Consider the following 18,361-nt stretch of genomic DNA (forward strand, 5'->3'; position numbering starts at 1 on the left):
TCCGTCTCTTAAACGATAGCTATGGCTTTATTGACTAAAAACAGTTGCACAAATTGCTGAATCTTATCCGCCACTGCCTGTGGTTGACTTAAAATCCCCCAATGCCCTGCCGAAACTTCGCTATAGCGAATATCATCCCCCCACTCTTCCATCCCACGGCTTAAAGCAAGCGGTACAAATGGATCTTGATCCATCAATAACATTTGCACAGGAATGGTTGTGGTTCGACCTGTCGGCTTGAATAATGCTTTGGTTAAATTTTGACGATATAGACCTAAACCACTGATGGCATTGCGAAGTTGGGTCGGGCTCTTTTCAACTGAGGTTTTTTCTAAATACCCCACCAGTTTTGGCCATACTTTGCCAAGACCTAAACGCCAAGTCAGTTCAGGAAGTACAGGGATTTGTAACATTGCCATATAACTTGATGCTGACATTCGCTTAATCACGTTGAAATAGCCTTGTAAGTTACCTTGGGCCAACTGGCGATGAAACCACCACCCTACATGATCTGTACTTGGCGCCAATGCAGTATAAGACGCAATTTGAGACTTTAATCGGTCAGCCAATACCGCTTCCCAACCTTGTAAAGCGCCCCAATCATGTCCAACCAAATGGACCGATTGATGTGGGCTCACTGCTTTAATCACTTGGGATAAATCTTCGATCAAATGTTCAAAAGCATAATCTGCTGTTGTTTTTGGAATATCAGATAATCCTGTACCACGTACATCATAAGCAACCACATTAAAATGAGGGGCTAAATATTGTGCCACCGCGTGCCAGACTTCAGCAGAATCTGGATAACCATGTATCAATACAATAGTATCTTGATCAACATCTAAGCTGCCCCAATGGTAAGCAGCCAAACAGATATTTCCTGAATGAACATATAGCTTGGTCTTATCAAAATGCTTCATGAAACCACCCGCGGAACAGTTTCAGTTTTTTGCTGATATGCAAGTACCCCTGCTGACTGTGCCAAGTAGGCTTGGGCAAGTTCAGTTGAAGCTTCGTAATAGGGATGATAGTTGGGCTTAAAAAACCGTAAACTGGTCTTAAAAAACCACACTGGTCCTGGTATATAGCCATTTAAATCAGAACGATGCCAAGCTTTCCAAAAAGCGGGTTGCCATAAGCTTTTTTGGTTTTGTGGAATAGCAGGATCATCTTGAGCCAGTTGTACAGTACCAGCCGCCATGAGATAGGTAAAAATAGGAGCGGTCACAGCCATCACCGCAACACGTAATAAATAACTCCCTGAAATATGCTGATAAACATCATAAGCAACCGTACGATGCTCAACTTCCTCAGCACTATGCCAAGTAAACAAGTCACTTACCACAGGATCTCCACCACGTGCCTGCCAATCAGAACGGGTTAATACATATTGACCAATTGCTGCAGTAAAATGTTCAGCCGCGGCCACTAACCCAACTCGCGCATTTAACCAAGGTCGCTGCCAGACTTTAGGTAAGTTAAAACCCAAAGGTTTGTCCGCGAGTAACCGATCAAATAAGCCAACAACTCGTTTATATTGGTTCTCCACATCCACCCCATAACGTAGCAAATATTCTTCGATTGAATCCTTGTGCGCTTGTGAATGAATGGCTTCTTGTCGAATGAAAATTTTGGCATCTTGCTTAAGTTTTTCATCATGAATAAAAGGTAAAGCTTTATTGAACATTCGACAGAAAAAATACTCTCCTCGAACCAAGGTAAAACTAAAATGATTGACACCATGACTTGCCAATGGGTCTTGTGGTATCCAGTGTAAAGGCGAGTGCTCCCATTCAAATTTAACCTGTCGAGGAATCATTGCCCAACTTGCTTTTGATGCTTCAGATCGCATAATTCTTTCCTCAGAGTTATGATGGTAAATGATGAGGCGTTTCAGATAGACCTATTTTTACTTTGGTTTTTGCCACGATTTCAGACTCATCCGTATCATTGGGATGGAAATTAAAACGGTAGTAATCTATAAATTTAGGAATAAAAACTTTATATTTTTCCACACCATGCTGAGCAAATTTGCGCCATGATTTTAGATTTAATAATTGGCGATCGCGTTTTAACAGCACAACTTGATAAACACTCGACAATGCAGTAATCAAAACCAGACTAAACGTGAAAATCGCAACGCGAGGAATATAAGCAGCTAAGCCCTTTCCATATAAGTATTCATACATGTCATAAGCCACAGCCTTATGTTCGGTTTCTTCAACACTGTGCCATAACCATAAATTACGAATGCTTTCATCCGTCATCAATTCATTGACATCTTTCATCATCTCCACCACCAACACTGCGGTGTAATGTTCCAGACCCACAGTCACCAAGAGATTCCACTTTTTAGGAAAAGTACGTTCAATTGCTTTTAATATGATCCCTGTGACTTTTTCTAAAGATTCCGGATCTAAACCATATTGTTGTGCACTGACATGAAAAGCATGATGTTCTTTAGAGTGCATGGCTTCTTGTCCAATAAAGGCTCCAATATCACGGTCTAATTGTGGATTATTTTTAATTTTTTTACGTAAGGCTCGCACTGAACGGACAAAGTACGATTCACCTTCTGGAAAAAGTGTTGATAGACCTGTGAAGTAATGAGTAAAGGTAGGTTCGTCATTACACCAATACTTGGGCATATCCTGAAACTCATAATCCATACGACGTACTGGAAATGATGCAGGTGTTTTTTGCTTTGATTTTTCTTTCACCGCTGATATAGACATGGTTCACCTCAAGAATTTATTTCAAAATAACAAGTTCCAAAAAGGAACTAATAAAATTAAAATAATGATCCATGCAGATCTTGTCAATCAAGTGAATATGCTTTGGCTCAAGGTTGTCCTTAAATGATAGTATCATTCCTATAAAGACATCTCGATAAAGACAGGCTATAAATAAAAGGTGAAAAATAAATTAAAATATTGAAGATGAAATAGCTTTAATACAGTCCAAGTCGTCTTTAGGCTGTTCAGCACTAGGTTAAGCATTCAAAAATATTAAAAAAATAGTGATATCCATCATTACTGGACATCACTATTTTAGCTGCTAGATATGCTTTTAAATAAAAACAATACTTAACTTATCTTATAAGTATTTAAGAATAGCGATATGTTTGTTTTTATGTTTGTAATCAGAAAATTTAACCATTAAAGGATATAAAATTATGCTGAGAATAATCGCAATCCACCACAATGTAGACACCGAATCGACACCAAAATAATCTCCATGATTTTTCCCCAAAAAGGCAACCACGAGCAAATATAGAGCCTTTAAAACATATAAGTGAACAATATAAAAAAACATTGGTACAGAACCAAATATGATCAAGGGTTTGATCCAAGGTTTTGTTTCGATTTTTTGCAGACAGACCAAAAGAACCAGTCCAACACCAACGTTCCATAAAATGAAAAATAAAGATGGTGGATATTTGGTTAGATTCATAAAACTCATGAATGTTTCAGTCCATGTCGGCATGACCGTCCAAGCATGATCTCCATATACATTGATCACTCTTAAAAGCAAAAATAAAGCGATACTGGAAAAACCAAAAATGAGTAATTTTGTATTTTTAGATTGGTTTTGTTGAGATGAAGCAAAAACACTTGAACCAATACAATATCCTAAAGTAATCACACCAATCCAAGGTAAAACAGGATAAGAGGTTCGAATACGAATCAGATTGCCAAACTCAATCCAGCCCCGTTCATGCAAAATGAACCATAAATTCTGTATGAAAGGTACATTTTCAAAAGACACTTGATCAAGCACATTGTGCCCAAAAATAATCACGATGCTGATTATCCATAATAATTTTTGTGGCAATCCAATTAAAGCTGCCAACGCCAGCATACTTAAACCAATCGCCCAAATCACTTGTAGATAAATCACATCAGGTGGGAACTTGCCAGTCCATGCAAAATTGATCACCACCAACTCAAGAAAGATCAGAAATAACCCGCGTTTAATCAAAAACTCACGTGTCATCGCTAGACTATTATTTTTAGCTTGGTAGAGATAGGCGGATAAGCCTGTCAAAACAATAAATACTGGAGCGCATAAATGGGCCAATATTCGGCTAAAGAAAAGTGACGTTTCTGTGCCTGGAATCAGCATTGGATCTGGAACTTGATGATGGAGGTAAAAAGTTTCTCTGACATGATCAACCATCATAATCAAAATCACCAAGCCTCGTAATGCATCAATCGCTTGTAAGCGTTGCGAAGGAATAGACATAGAAAAAACAATAAATTAAACGTTATGATATAATATAACAATTAATTTCATTATTTTAAAACCATCTTATTAAAAAACATTATTTTGTACCGTTATTTCACAGCAACACTTAAAAAATTTACCAATTATCACATAGACTTTTTGCAAAATTTAATTGATAATGATTATCAATTTCATTATCTAAAAAATTGGTGAACACTTTGGAACAGCCTACTTTAGCGACTGAAGCGATTCGAGCATTTTTTACCTTACAATGCTGCTGGTTAAACAGTGAAGAAATTTATCTTGAACAAGGTTGTCTGCATTGTGGTTCGGCAGCAACTTATTTAATTTATTTTACCCATGCCCCTATTCAAAAATTAATGCTTGATTTTATTCAAAAATATAACTGCCATAACAGCAAAAAATCAGACTTACTCGATTTATTAGACTTTGAACAGAATTATAATGATTTTTTACAAGTGCTTGAAAGTGCAGTAAACAGTTATGCTCGACAATATCAAAACCAAGCTTGTCATTTGGCATTTGAAAGTGTTGAATCTATTTTTGAACGTGAAGCAGCCATCGCATGTTAAAAAATTGATGCGGCAATAAATCAAACTGTAATGATTAAATCGAATAGACTATTTTTAACAGCTATTTTTTAAATTAATTTTAGGGTCTGTTGACATCAATTTTTCATTCTCAATCTATCAAAATAAAAGGGGCAACACGTTGCTTGAAGTCTTCTCGACAACAGCAACTTATTGACCCCGATAATAAATCTTAAGTTAAGACCCAACATATAAAAACTTAACCAACAAAAGTTAAGCGATTAAATTTTCATACTTATACCCAGTTGTACCCCACGCCCAGGAAGTGGAGCAATGTATTTTAATGGCGAGTTCTGTGGTCGTGCATCTTCATTTAACAAATTAGATCCATTGAGGAAAACATCAAAATTGGCATTTTGTAATTTGAAGTGTTTCTGAATTTGTAGATCCAGCAAGTTATAAGATGGCAATGGAATTTCTTTAGACACATTTTTGCCTAAATACTGAGCTTGATCATAGTAAATATTGGATAAGCGTGCTGACCAATCATTTTTATTCCATTCAAGGTTTAGCCCATAACGGTTCGTTGGCATGTTGGGTAAGTAATTTCCATCATTTGCCAAACTGGTTTTGTTTGGATTAAGGTTTTTATTTTTCACCAAGTCAGCAAAAGCAGAGATCAAAAGATTGCCATACTGATTGAGTTCAAACTTTTGTTTTAAATCAATTTCAAATCCAGTAATTTCAGCATCTGTCTGGGTCCAATATTTAAGTGGCAAGCGATTACGCATTTGTGCCCCTGAATGGGTCAAATACAAATACTTGTCATATTTCATCTTATATACAGTCGCTTCAAAATTAAAATTTTTATAATTGAACAGACCTGTTAACTCAAGATTTTTGGATTTTTCTTCTTTGAGTTTTTGGTTACCTTCTTCTTGTAACATAATTGAATAATGTGGATGGCTGGCATAAAGTTCATTAATTTCAGGCGCTCTATCTGACACTGAATAACGCAACTTTAAACCCAACAGGTCATTATATTTTAGGTATGAACCAAAACTATAGCTTTCAAGATTAAATTTTGTATCGGTGAGTTTTGTATTCGGTGAGTTTCTGGATGGTACAAAATCACTTTTTTGAATTTTATGTTCAACCTTTTCGTTACGATAACCAGCATCGAGTTCTAGCCAATCAAAGTCTAATTTTTCCTTGATAAACATAGCTTGTGTTTGCGTATTGATATTCGGTAAATAACGTAAATTTCCATGCCCTACCACTTTACGATCAATCTGATTAAAGCCAATAAAACCATTCCAAAATTCAACAGGTCTATGCTTCAGTAATAATTCAGCCTGTTGGGTATCAAATTTATAGTTATTGGCCATTTTTGATCCTAAATATTCCCCTGATGTATTGACACTCTTACTCACATCAAATTGTATTTGTTTCAATAACAACGGGCTAAAATTAAACTCGCTGTCTAAGGCATATCTTCGCTGATCTGTTTTCACCCCGACTGGTATGCTGTCACTGGTAGATTGAAAAGATTTATTTTCAAGAGAAAATCCAGGTACCCCATATTCACTTTTTTTTGAATCAGCACTGAGCCCAATACGTCCATTGTTGAGAAAATAAGTACTTCCAATCGCAAAGTGCTGATTGTCTAAATAGCTATTGCCCAGCTTGTTTTTATAGTTGGGTGTGACATCTTTATTAATTTTATTTTCAGTATATTGCTGTGTATTGGGCACATATTTAGGGTTTATCGGATTGGTATAGGTTTTTCCACGCATCTCAGTGGTTGGTTGATCCGTATAGAAGGAAAATGAACCATCTGCCCAATCGGGGTTTTCTGTCATAAACTGGTTAATATAAGGCTGAGATGCAGTGTTATAATTTTTTTGAATGCGTGCTTCTTTTTGGCAAGCATCTGCCAATGCTGTATTTACCCCACCCGTCGCTGGAAATACGCCACTATTACATACACTCGCTTTACCCTCTCCCGGAATTTTATAAGCTGACATATCTTGGCTAGAAAACAATAAATTGGTAGAAAAGTTGCTTTGGTTATTGAGATTGAGTTTAAAACCTTTGGCATCAAAATCATTCCAGCCCTTTTTCGCTACAAGCTCTAATTGAGAACTTTTATTCGGCATCGCTGTATCGATTAGACCAGAATCAATATTCACACTTCCGCCAATGGCATTACCACCATAACGCACACTGTCTGAAGATTTATTGACAGTTACAGATTGAGTGAATAAAGGATCAAAAGGGATATTAATATTGCCGCTGATACTATTCATTCCATAAATAGACTGACCATTTTCCAAAATCTGCACCCGGTTTCCACTTAAACTGCGAATCACAGGCGCACCTGAATTGGGACCAAAAGCGCTACTTTGTACTCCTGAAAGATGCTTTAAAGCATCACCTAAAGTTTTATTGTCTGCATTTCTATTTTCTACAACGATACTTTGATTGATAAATGGATCATTTTCAGCATTGACTCGAATCACAGGAAGTACAGTCAGCTGTTTATTTTCAATCGCATATGCAGGAAAGACCGGTAAAGAAATAGCGATTGCTAAAGTATGGTGACGCATCATGAATTCCGGATTGTAATTTATTGTTATGTTATAACATTACATAAACAGATGTACAACAATTATCATCAATGCTTATACAGCTAGACCAGCTAGCGCTTTATATAGGAAATGAAGAAATATAGAAGATGAAACAGGAAGCCGTATTAGGTCTGCTTGATCTGTTGCGCCAGCTTCTGAATATTCATGCTAATCTCATCTGGAGTATGCGCTGCATAGCCAAACAATACTGCTGCTTTTTCATAAGGCTGTTGACAGTAGCGAGATAAAGGCTGAACAGCCAGATTAATAGCAAGACACTGATCAATAAAGCTTTGCTCAGTCCATGGGGCTTTTAGCCAACAAATCACATGAATCCCTGAGTCGGTTGGCTGAACAGTCAATACATCTGCAAGAAACTGTTGAATCGCAGCAATTAATGCCTGTTGACGTTCTTGGCAAGCTTTACGCACTTTACGTACATGGCGTGCATAATGTCCTTCTTTGATAAACAAAGCCAAAGCCGCTTGTTCTAAATAAGCACTCCGCGTATCGGTATAATATTTTGCCAGACTCAATGTTTCTATCAGCGATTCTGGAACCACCATAAATCCAAGTCGAAACTCAGGAAACATCATTTTAGAAAAAGTACCCGAATAGATCACTCTTTGCTGTTGGTCTAAGCCCTGTAAGGCTTGAATTGGGTGCGTTCCATATCTAAACTCACTGTTATAATCATCTTCAAAAATCCATTTTTGCTGACTCGCTGCCCATTCCAATAGGGCCAATCGTCGACTTAAACTGAGTGTTCCACCTAAAGGGAACTGATGAGATGGTGCGGTATAGATGAATTTACTTTTGGAATAATGCTGAATAATCTCAGCAATTTTCATCCCTTCGTGATCACTTGATACAGGATGAACTTGAATGCCAAAACTCCGAAAAATATTTAAAGCGGCATCATAGCCAGGCTCATCTAAACAGATCTGATCCAAAGGTTGTAATAATGCATAAGCTGCAAGGTGAATCGCTTGTTGGGTACCATTTACAATCAAAATTTGTTGTACATCGCATTTTAGCCCCCGCGTAGAACGAACATAATCACAAATAGCCTGACGTAAAGGCAAATAGCCACGACAATCATGAAACTGACCCAATTGCTGATGAGACTGACGCCAAGCACGGCCCAATAATTTTCCCCAAAGCGAATGTGGAAATAAATCGGTACAGCCAACACCAACATGAAATATTTTTTCACCCTGCCCAGATACATTTTGTTTCTGCCAAGCAGGTAATAAACTTGCGATATGCGGATTAATATTTAGCTTATGACAGACGTCAAATGCAGATTCTGTCGCTATCTCTTGTATAGAAATTAATTGGTCAGGAATCAGCTCTGCGACATAAGTACCAGAACTTGGCTTAGTCACAACATAGCCTTCATCCAGTAAACGATCCATTGCAGCCAAGACTGAATTTCTAGAAATCGACATCATTTCCGCCAAGACACGACTAGAGGGCAGTTTGGTTCCAGAAGCCAGTCGACCATCTAAAATTGCATCACGTAAAACACTATATAAACCCTCTTTAATCACCCCTTTAGGCAAGATCAAATGGGGGAAATAAGCCGATGCTGCTGTCGCCATAAGTAAAACTGGTACTATTAAAAATACTTAAAGTGTATCTTATTTCAATACCACAATCACACTTAAACTCATTTCTCCTCTTTCTTTCCCGACGACTGGAGAATACCTGTGGAAAATTTAGTGGTTCAAATTGTGCCTGTTGCGCAACAAGACTATAAACAATGGGTGGAGTATTGGCTGGCTTATCAAGACTTTTACAAAGTTGCTTTATCCAACACTGTTACGCAAACCACTTGGCAACGTTTTTTTGATGATCAAGAACCGATATATTGTGCTGTTGCTAAACAAGCTGAGCATGTTCTCGGCTTTGTACATTACGTGATCCATCGCTCGACATGGGCCGAGACCAACTTTTGCTATCTAGAAGACTTATATGTTTCTCCACAGGCAAGAGGTCAACATGTAGGCAAGCGCCTGATTGAATATGTACAACAGCAAGCGATTGTTCAACCCTGCGCGCGCTTGTATTGGCATACTCAACAAAGCAATCAAACTGCGCAAAAACTCTATGACTGGATCGCTGAAAAACCAGGGGTCATTGAATATCGTATGGCTTTAAATTAATCCATAAAAAACCAGAAACACAATGCTTCTGGTTTTTGCTTAAACCCTTCTAAAGTCAGTTCAACAAGATTCAAAATACTTTCTAAGTTTCTTGAGCATCATCAGCTCACAAAAACCTGATACAACTTTTCAACAGTTTGACGGATTTCCAATTCGGTCAGGGCTGCAAAACCAAAACGAATATAGAAACTGTGATCGGAATGATGCCATTCCGAACCAAAATCATATTCAGAATCAATATGTAATTGTTTTAAAATCGTTAAAAACTGCTGTTGAAAAGGCAATTTAAACTTTACCCACAACGCCATGCCGCCTGCAGGTGGCGCTATTTCAACCCACTCCTTAAAAGTTTGCTGAAAAGCCCTCACAGCAAAATCTCTACGTTGCTGATAAATCTTACGCATTTTACGGATATGCCGCTTAATTTCACCCTGCTGCATCAGTTCAGCCATTGCCAATTCAGTAATCGCATTGCCCTGTTTATCGATCAGCAAAATGTCTTGTTTCATCGCCTGAATAATTTGCACATTGGTCACCACATAACCAATTCTTAAACTGGGCGCAAACACTTTAGACAAAGAGCCGATATGAATCACTTTGTCTGCTGCTGGTAAGCTAATTAACGGCGGAATGGGGCGGCTGTCATAATGAAACTCATGGTCATAATCATCTTCAATAATATAAAAATCAAAGGCTTTAGACAGCTCTAACAGCTTTAATCTTCGATCCATAGACATCGTCACTGTCGTTGGATATTGATGATGAGGTGTGGTGTAAACCGCAGCAACAGCATGGCTGGACAAAATTTCAGTTAAATGATTGGTATCTAGACCATGCTTATCCAAACGCACGCGAATAATTTGATAACGATTAGACAGAAATGTTTCCACTGCAGGTGGGTAAGCCCATTGCTCTACCACAATAATATGACGCTGAGACTGATGTTGAGCCAGAACCCGCGCAGCTAGAAAAATCCCCATTTGACTGCCTCGAACCACACAAATGTTTTCCATAGAAGTCTGTATAAAACGCTCCATAGACAACATCTTTAATAAGGCTTGACGAAGTTCTAAACTGCCCTGTGGATCTCCGTATCCCATGGTTTGATGACGTGTTACTTGAATCAATGCATGCCGATAAGCCCGAGAAAACAATTCATACGGGATTAACCGATTATCTGGCACACCATCATTTTTGATCAGCACCTGAGTTGGCAAAACGGGTGTGGAATTAGGTTGATCAAGTGTAGGCGATGACTGCGCTTTTAAGTCAGGTAAATTCTCAGAGACAAAGGTGCCTTGCCTAGCTTTTGAAACCAGCCAACCCTGTGCCTCCAAATCTTCATATACCGATTGTACGGTTTTTCGGTTAATCCCGAGTTCATCCGCCAGTGTACGTGAACCTGGCAAGCGTGTTGCCTGAGTAATTCTGCCAGATAAAATCTCTTGAATAATCTGATTTGCCAACTTTAAAAAAAGGGTCTTTTCTTCACGATCTTCTAAATGTAGCCGAATTTTCCAAGGCTGACGCATAACTCTCTGGCCCATATAAGTTTTATAAACTGGATATTTTAATCCATCCACAGAATTTTTATTCTGTACTTAGGCGATGTGAAAATCAACTCAGCGAGAGGTTTTATTTATGCAAACGGCACAACTAGATAAACAGCAATTGATGCAAAATGCACAGCAAAACATGCAGCAATTTATTCAAGATTCAAGCTACACAGATCGGCAAAAGTTGGCATTAACCTGCCGTATTTTATTTGACCACGGCCATGATGCTGGCTTAGCGGGACAAATCACTTGTCGTACCACGCAAGGCAATAGCTTTATCACCCAGCGTTTTGGTCTCGGCTTTGATGAAATTACCGCGCAAAACTTATTGGAAGTTGATGAAGATCTAAAGCCACTTGATCAACAAGGCATGGCAAATCCTGCAAATCGCTTTCATACATGGATTTATAAACAACATCCTGAAGTGAATTGCATTATCCATACCCATCCAACACATATTGCAGCGTTGTCGATGCTCCGTGTGCCCTTAGCGATCGCACAAATGGATACCTGCGCTTTATATGAAGACTGTTCTTTTGTGGAAGAGTGGCCGGGAGTCCCCGTCGGCAATGAAGAAGGTATTTTTATTTCAGAAGCCTTAGGTAAAAACCGCGCTGTACTGCTGTCACATCATGGTCAGTTGGTGGCAGGTAAAACCATTGAAGAGGCTTGCAACTTAGCCATTTTAATTGAACGCGCTGCCCGCCTTCAGCTTTTGGCAATGGCTGCTGGACAAATTCAACCTATCCCACATGAACTGGCAAAAGAAGCTCATGACTGGGTCTCTACCAACAAGCGTAATAATGTCAATTTTGCCTACTATGCGCGTAAAGCTTTAAAAAATCATGCGGACTGTATCGAGGAGTAATGAAAATGAAATTAGAAGGCATTATTGCATACCCAATCACACCATTTCACCCAGACACACAAGCTGTCGATGTTGATGCGCTGACCATCACATTAAATGCTCTGCTAGAACAACAATGTAATGCGATTGTGCCATTGGGCAGTGCTGGTGAAAGTGCTTATTTATCTTGGCGAGAATGGCAACAAGTCGCACAAAAAAGTATCGAAGTCGTTAATCAACGTGTCCCGGTCATGTTAGGAATTTCTGAACTCACAACGGCGATGGCGATTCAAAAAGCCCAAAAAGCCGAGGAGCTTGGCGCTGATCTAATTATGGTGATCCCAGTGTCTTACTGGAAACTCAATGATCAAGAAATTTATGATTATTATCAGCAAATTGCTGCATCGACCAAACTGCCGATCATGGTCTATAACAACCCTGCAACCAGCGGTGTAGATATGTCACCAGAATTGATCGTGAAAATGTTTCAAGAAATTGAGAATATTTGCATGGTTAAAGACAGTACTGGCGATATTCAGCGCATGCATAAATTTCATGAATTATCTCAAGGACAGTTGCCCTTTTATAATGGCTGTAATCCTTTGGCGCTTGAAGCATTTTGTGCAGGGGCAAGTGGTTGGTGTACTGTGGCGCCAAATCTACTCGGTCAGCTACCAAGTCAGTTATATCAGGCAGTCAAAGATGGTGATTTAGACCACGCCAAAGCCTTGTTTTATCGTCAATTGCCTTTGTTGCGCTTTATTGTACAAGGCGGCCTACCGAAAACAGTCAAAGCAGGTTTAAATGAATTAGGTTTTTCTGTAGGTGAACCAAGAAAGCCATTACAACATGCCACCCCACTGGAAGTTCAGCAATTGAAGTCGTTGATGGCCTTAGCAAAACAAGCGTAAACGATCGTCGTATGCGCTTGTGAAGTTATAAAATTGATCCGCTGCTTTGACAGATACTCATTTGACAAATACTCAAATAATAAGTAAATGTCATCCAGCGGAGTTTAAATCTAAGTGCAACAAAGCGGTTATTGCCACAGCAAATATCGGCATAACAAACAAATCAATTCCCAAATCAGCTTTCTAAAAACTAAATCCAAGGTTTAAATTGATACGATACAACCATTGGTCACTATAGGGTGAAACGGTCGAGCTAAAACCGGTTGAATTCATTGCACCACCAATAATATTGGCATTTTTCCCCCAAGTATAATCGGCCCACACCATAAAGGGTGACGCAATAAACATCATCCCAGTGGTATTCATTTGAGAATCCGACCAATCATCACGTTTCTTATCCATATAACTATAATCATTGTAGAATCGGATCGCTTTGAGTTTGCCCATATTTTGCATGGGTAAGGTATAGGCAAGATTTAAACTGGCAACTGTCGCTTCAGAGGCAATAAAATAAGCAGGGGTAAATCCATTATTCCCCATTAAAGTCATATCATTATTGACCCCGTCCGGGTTCTTTGCATCATATTGATAATGAATCACAGAGCTTTGTAAATTAAAGCGTTTGTAATTGTTATCGCTATGCACACCCACTGCGTAATATTGGCCATTTTTATCGGTGGTTTTATTATGCAATTGCGCAATTGCCCCCGATACCCCGACTTCCTGCTTACCCACCTTGGTGTCTAACTTGCGCACAATCCGCGTATTGAATTGATGGCGCTTTTCATTTTGATAGGCTTTTTGACTTGGAAATGCATTGTCGGCAAGATCATCATAAGTGGCACTTTCGGGCGAATAGCGCAGATTGGTTGCCAGCATTTCAGGGTAATAGCCCAGTTTTACATCCCAGTCCTGATTATGAAAATTCCAGTTCAAACCTGGCGCAATGTTATTGCCATAGCCCAAAAAGAATGGGATATGGTAAGTCCAACCATTTTGCGGATAAGGATAAATCGCAAAAGGTTTATATACAAAGCCGGCTTCTAAACTATTCTGTTGATCTAAATTATAGCCCACGTAGGCTTTTTCGATCGAGCGTTTCTCTTGGTCTTGAAACAAGTAGCTTGCATTAAAATAGGCATCGTCAAATTTACCTTTGACATCGACTCTAAAAATATCAAAATAGAGTTTGCCAAAGCCATCATTAGGTCCTTCCCAATTTTCATAGCGTTGGTTTAATCGCACCACGCCACCCAATTTTATAGAGTCCGTCTCATCTTCACTTTTCCATTCTAATGCTGAGCTTTGCGCCAAAACACTGGATGTGGTACCCAAATACAATGCTGCAAGTAGCATCGCGATAGCTGTCTTTTTCATAATTGCTTCCTTCCCTTGTGTTCCAACGATCCTGTTGGACTTTTGTTTTACCTATAAAACATAGTTTTTATTGTATTTTGAGCAAAAAAAATTGCTGGTGAATTTACTGAACATCCGATGCCAACATCGAATGTTCAACTGGGTTTAATAGAGTTTTTTCTGCGGCGGTCCTGCAAAGTTCAGTGGTCCAATCGAATTCATATCCAATTCGATCACACTTGGCCCTTGAAAATCGACTGCTTGTTGAATCACGCTTTTAAACTCATCTGCACTGCCCACTTTCCAGCTTTTCACTCCCATTGCTTCCCCTAAGACTTTATAATCTGGGGTATGCAATTCGTTGAAATATTGACGCCCACCAAAGTAATTCTTTTGAATACCACGCATTACGCCATAACCGCCATCGTTCATGATCATCAGCACCATGTTGGTATTTTCTTGTGCCATGGTGGCAATCTCACCGATACCGAGCATCAAACCACCATCGCCCACGAGACCAATCACTTTTTTATCTGGATTGGCAATAGAAGCGCCAATTGCCGTGGCTAAACCAAGACCAATTGCCCCAGCAAGTGAGTGAATATTTTGATTCGGTGCTTGTACTGGAAATAGTCGGCTGCCCCAAGTACTGCCTGACATGGTAATGTCACGTACAAAGATACCGTCTTGTGGCAGTGCCGCACGTAAGTGATCACAGATCAGTGCATATTGATCCAGCTGAGTACGCAGTGCCTCAATAGCGGACTGTTTTGCTGCAACAACCGCTGCATCATAATCTGCATCAACTTTTGAGATACCGCTTAGCCCTGTGAGCACACGTTGTAATACATCTTTGGCATCAGCACAAATGAAGTTACGAACTTTATAATTACGTTGCTGCGCCACTGGATTGGCATCAATCTGAATCAGATTATCAGGGAACTGTACCGAATAGGTTTTGGTTTCATTGCTGCGTAAACGCGAGCCCACCACCACCAATAAGTCAGCCTGTTTTAACAGTTGCTCAACCCCTGCTGAGTTATGGAATGCACCTAAACTGCGTGGATGCTCATCTGCTAACACACCACGGGCATGGGTCGAAGAAACAACAGGAATCCCAAGATCTGCAATGGCTTTCACTTCATCAACACTATTTAACGTGCCGCCACCAATCCAGAAGATGGGGCGTTTGGCTTTTTTAACTTCTTCAACAATTAAATCAATTTCAACTTGCTCAGCCTGCGGTAATTCAAGCGCTTTGACAGGGCCTAAATTCAATGGCAAGTCAATTTCTGCAGCTTGCACATCAATCGGGAGCTCAACGCTTACAGGCCCCATCGGTACTGTGGTTGCAACACGAATTGCTTCACGAATTACACCCACTGCATTGTCTGGGCTGGTAATACGAAATGCAGCTTTGCTTGAAGCACGTAAGAAGGTCAGTTGATCTTTGGTTTCATGGATAAAGCTAGCATCACGATCAAGATATTCACGTTCAACTTGCCCAGTTAAATGCAACACAGGACTCCCAGCATTCATCGCTTCAATCAATGAGCCTACTGCATTGCCTGCACCTGCACCGGTACTGGTCAAAGCAACCCCTAAACCTTTAAAGCGTGAGTGACCATCTGCCATCGTGACTGCACCTGCTTCGCCACGCGCTGCCACAAAACGAATTTTTTCACGACGCCCTACGGCATCTGCAATTGGTAGGTTATGAATTGAAATCACCCCATAGATACTTTCCACTTGGTGTGCTTCTAAAACACGCGCGATTGCTTCGCCTACATTTACACGTTCTGTCATTGTTTATTCCTCGAAAACTTTTTCATTCCATGAATTTATTATTCACACCAAGGATTTGGCTGTTCGCTTAATCCCATATAAATACTTTTTTGCTGCATATAAGACAAAATACCTAAACGCCCTTTTTCACGCCCGATACCACTTTCTTTAAAGCCACCAAACGGTGCCGAAATAGAGAATTTTTTATAGGTATTAATCCAGACTGTACCGACTTCCAAAGCACGTGCAATTTGCCAAGCTTTACGGTAGTTTTCAGTCCAGATTCCTGCTGCAAGCCCAAAACAACTGTCGTTGGCTTGGGTGATTAAATCAGCTTCATCGTGATACTTCATCACCACCAAGACCGGACCAAAAATCTCTTCTTGACAGGTTTGTGCAGTATTATTTAAGCCCGTGATGATGGTCGGTAAGTAATAACTTCCTTTCGCCAAATCACCATCCGTCAGCGCTTGACCACCCACTACAACTTGACCACCTTCTTGCTTGGCCAATTGCACATAGGCATCGACAGAAGCCAAATGCTTTGGATTAATTAAAGAGCCCAAATGTACACCCGCTGTTTCTGGATGTCCCACTCGTAAAGCTTTGGTAATTTCAACCAAACGCTTAAGGAACTGATCGTAAATACTGTGATGCACGAAGAGTCGTGAACCTGCAATACAGGCTTGTCCTGCGGAACTAAAGATCCCATAAGCCACACCTTTAGCAGCCAATTCAATATCTGCATCAGGCATAACAATCGTAGGGGATTTTCCACCAAGCTCTAATGAGGTGGTAATCAATTTATCTGCGGCAAGATGAGCCAAATGACGCCCTGTAGTGGTTCCGCCAGTAAATGAAATTTTGCGGACCAAAGGATGCTTTACGATGGCATCACCAATTACAGAACCACGCCCCACTAAAACACTGAGTAAGCCTTTTGGCAGTCCTGCTTGTTCAAAGATTTTGGCGAGTTCCAAGGCAATTAAAGACGTTGCCTCTGCCGGTTTAAGGATCACCGCATTTCCAGCAGCAATCGCAGGGGCAAGTTTTTGAACTTCACTGGCAATCGGTGAATTCCACGGTGTAATCGCGGCCACCACACCGACAGGTTCATGCACACTCATGGTCATAAAGTCAGCCGCACGTTGTGTGGTGAGTTCATCATTCAGCGTTTCACATGCTGCGGCAACATAGCGTGCTGTCGCGGCTGCACTCATCACTAAACCACGTGTTTCAGCCAGTGGCTTACCATTATCACGGGTTTGTAATTTTGCAAGCTCATCTACACGCGCTTCAATAATCTCTGCCACTTTATACAAAATACGCGCTCGTTCATGTGGCATGCTATTGCGCCAACCTGCTTGTCGCCATGCCAAATCTGCTTTTTCAATTGCTTCATTGACATCATCTAAACTCGCTGTAGAAATTTCAGCATTTACAGATTGATCTGCTGGAAACAGACTTTGAATCGTATTGCCTTTACCTAATCGCCATTCACCTGCGATATAAATTTCCTTTACCATGATCAAATCCTTTTAAATCTGAATTGCTTCAACGCTATTGCGACATGCACGAATCACGCTAAGCGCAGCCAAAGTTGAGGTTTTGGGATTACTTGCCAAAGGCACACCCACCAATTCAATGGTCATTTCACCAAACACGCCTTCTGCCACAATAGTGTGCTTGTTTTTATTAGTTTTTGGATCAACCGTAAGCTCAACCATGGTTTCATCCATGCCTAAACCTGCAAGTGCTATGGTTGCTGCAACATTGGCATTGGCTGGAAACTTCAGTGCTGCTTCTCTGGCTGTACCACGAAAAAAAACCATAGCTTCACTGACCTGATCGAGATCAACCAATTGTTCAGCATAACTGCCACGCCAACTCTTCGGGCTTTTACAGCCTTTATAGGTGACCTTTTCCAAACCACCTTCTTTTGCCGCAGAGATGCCATCGATCCCCGCAATCGCACCCGCTAAAAGATGTAGATGGGCATCGTGTTGTTCCGCTGTCTGTTTCAGTTGATTAAAAAAATCGCTATCGGCTAAGGTTCCCACTGAAATCAGACCAATGGTCCAACCTTTCTCTAACACCTTTTGGGCATGTTCTTTTACCGCCGCTTGGCCTGCCACTTCAATCACATAATCAGGCGTGCCAAAGCATTGATCAATCGAACTAATTACCTGTACCTGAGCGGATACTTGTGCCTGTACTTTTTCAACACTGCGTGCAGGCACCACAATCCATTTAAGCTGTAAATCTTGTGGCATATGTGCGTACACTTCTGCTGCCATTGCACCGAAACCAATCATCATCAACTGTTTCAT

The 18,361-nt window shown here is 40.2% G+C and carries 15 protein-coding genes; 4 read left to right on the forward strand and 11 right to left on the reverse strand.

The genetic code is table 11. The features are described 5' to 3' along the window. Positions 1 to 8 precede the first annotated feature (8 nt). The 4 genes from ASC84_RS07350 to ASC84_RS07365 all read right to left on the reverse strand — a co-directional run bounded on the left by ASC84_RS07350 (position 9) and on the right by ASC84_RS07365 (position 4,245). Entirely contained in the window at positions 9 to 920 is a 912-nt protein-coding gene (locus tag ASC84_RS07350) for an alpha/beta fold hydrolase (RefSeq protein WP_056513114.1), read from the reverse strand. After that, positions 917 to 1,852 carry a metal-dependent hydrolase gene (locus tag ASC84_RS07355; protein WP_056513119.1) on the reverse strand — a complete coding sequence of 312 codons (936 nt, stop codon included), beginning with the start codon at positions 1,850 to 1,852 and terminating at the stop codon, positions 917 to 919. The genes ASC84_RS07350 and ASC84_RS07355 overlap by 4 nt, the downstream gene beginning before the upstream one ends. A gap of 16 nt (positions 1,853 to 1,868) precedes the next feature. Then, positions 1,869 to 2,735 (reverse strand): metal-dependent hydrolase, encoded by an 867-nt coding sequence (locus tag ASC84_RS07360; protein WP_056513122.1) that lies wholly within the window; start codon positions 2,733 to 2,735, stop codon positions 1,869 to 1,871. Positions 2,736 to 3,096: 361 nt separating this feature from the next. After that, complete coding sequence (locus tag ASC84_RS07365) at positions 3,097 to 4,245, reverse strand: DUF1624 domain-containing protein (RefSeq protein ID WP_056513126.1); 1,149 nt, start codon at positions 4,243 to 4,245, stop codon at positions 3,097 to 3,099. A gap of 200 nt (positions 4,246 to 4,445) precedes the next feature. Here ASC84_RS07365 and ASC84_RS07370 point away from each other — a divergent pair, with 200 nt between their 5' ends. Next, positions 4,446 to 4,820 (forward strand): hypothetical protein, encoded by a 375-nt coding sequence (locus ASC84_RS07370; RefSeq protein WP_167321156.1) that lies wholly within the window; start codon positions 4,446 to 4,448, stop codon positions 4,818 to 4,820. A gap of 239 nt (positions 4,821 to 5,059) precedes the next feature. Here the strand turns inward: ASC84_RS07370 and ASC84_RS07375 are convergent, their stop codons facing one another. Both ASC84_RS07375 and ASC84_RS07380 read right to left on the reverse strand, forming a co-directional pair. Continuing rightward, positions 5,060 to 7,387, reverse strand: a complete 2,328-nt coding sequence (locus ASC84_RS07375) for a TonB-dependent receptor (RefSeq protein ID WP_056513129.1) — start codon at positions 7,385 to 7,387, stop codon at positions 5,060 to 5,062. A 146-nt stretch (positions 7,388 to 7,533) separates the two neighbouring features. Next, positions 7,534 to 9,012 carry a PLP-dependent aminotransferase family protein gene (locus ASC84_RS07380; RefSeq protein WP_056513133.1) on the reverse strand — a complete coding sequence of 493 codons (1,479 nt, stop codon included), beginning with the start codon at positions 9,010 to 9,012 and terminating at the stop codon, positions 7,534 to 7,536. Positions 9,013 to 9,120: 108 nt separating this feature from the next. Here ASC84_RS07380 and ASC84_RS07385 point away from each other — a divergent pair, with 108 nt between their 5' ends. After that, positions 9,121 to 9,576, forward strand: coding sequence for an N-acetyltransferase (locus tag ASC84_RS07385; protein WP_056513136.1), 456 nt, complete (start codon positions 9,121 to 9,123; stop codon positions 9,574 to 9,576). A gap of 101 nt (positions 9,577 to 9,677) precedes the next feature. Here ASC84_RS07385 and ASC84_RS07390 read toward each other — a convergent pair whose 3' ends face one another. Then, a complete protein-coding gene (locus ASC84_RS07390) occupies positions 9,678 to 11,108 on the reverse strand; it encodes a PLP-dependent aminotransferase family protein (RefSeq protein WP_056513139.1) in 1,431 nt (476 codons plus the stop codon). Between the two features lie 109 nt (positions 11,109 to 11,217). Between ASC84_RS07390 and ASC84_RS07395 the strand changes: the two genes are divergently transcribed. Together ASC84_RS07395 and ASC84_RS07400 are read left to right on the forward strand one after the other, a co-directional pair. Continuing rightward, positions 11,218 to 12,000 (forward strand): aldolase, encoded by a 783-nt coding sequence (locus ASC84_RS07395; RefSeq protein WP_056513142.1) that lies wholly within the window; start codon positions 11,218 to 11,220, stop codon positions 11,998 to 12,000. 5 nt (positions 12,001 to 12,005) lie between these two features. After that, the gene (locus ASC84_RS07400; protein ID WP_056513514.1) at positions 12,006 to 12,890 is read left to right on the forward strand and encodes a dihydrodipicolinate synthase family protein; all 885 of its coding nucleotides are present in this window, start codon (positions 12,006 to 12,008) and stop codon (positions 12,888 to 12,890) included. Positions 12,891 to 13,073: 183 nt separating this feature from the next. Here the strand turns inward: ASC84_RS07400 and ASC84_RS07405 are convergent, their stop codons facing one another. The 4 genes from ASC84_RS07405 to ASC84_RS07420 form a co-directional block, all read right to left on the reverse strand. Next, complete coding sequence (locus ASC84_RS07405; protein ID WP_056513145.1) at positions 13,074 to 14,267, reverse strand: hypothetical protein; 1,194 nt, start codon at positions 14,265 to 14,267, stop codon at positions 13,074 to 13,076. Between the two features lie 144 nt (positions 14,268 to 14,411). Continuing rightward, a complete protein-coding gene (locus ASC84_RS07410; protein WP_056513148.1) occupies positions 14,412 to 16,052 on the reverse strand; it encodes a thiamine pyrophosphate-binding protein in 1,641 nt (546 codons plus the stop codon). A gap of 38 nt (positions 16,053 to 16,090) precedes the next feature. Next, positions 16,091 to 17,557, reverse strand: coding sequence for an aldehyde dehydrogenase (locus tag ASC84_RS07415; protein ID WP_004717613.1), 1,467 nt, complete (start codon positions 17,555 to 17,557; stop codon positions 16,091 to 16,093). 12 nt (positions 17,558 to 17,569) lie between these two features. Continuing rightward, positions 17,570 to 18,361 carry an aspartate dehydrogenase gene (locus ASC84_RS07420; RefSeq protein WP_056513150.1) on the reverse strand — a complete coding sequence of 264 codons (792 nt, stop codon included), beginning with the start codon at positions 18,359 to 18,361 and terminating at the stop codon, positions 17,570 to 17,572.

Origin of the sequence: Acinetobacter sp. Root1280, from assembly GCF_001425285.1 — a bacterium.
In the GTDB taxonomy this organism is placed as follows: domain Bacteria; phylum Pseudomonadota; class Gammaproteobacteria; order Pseudomonadales; family Moraxellaceae; genus Acinetobacter; species Acinetobacter guillouiae.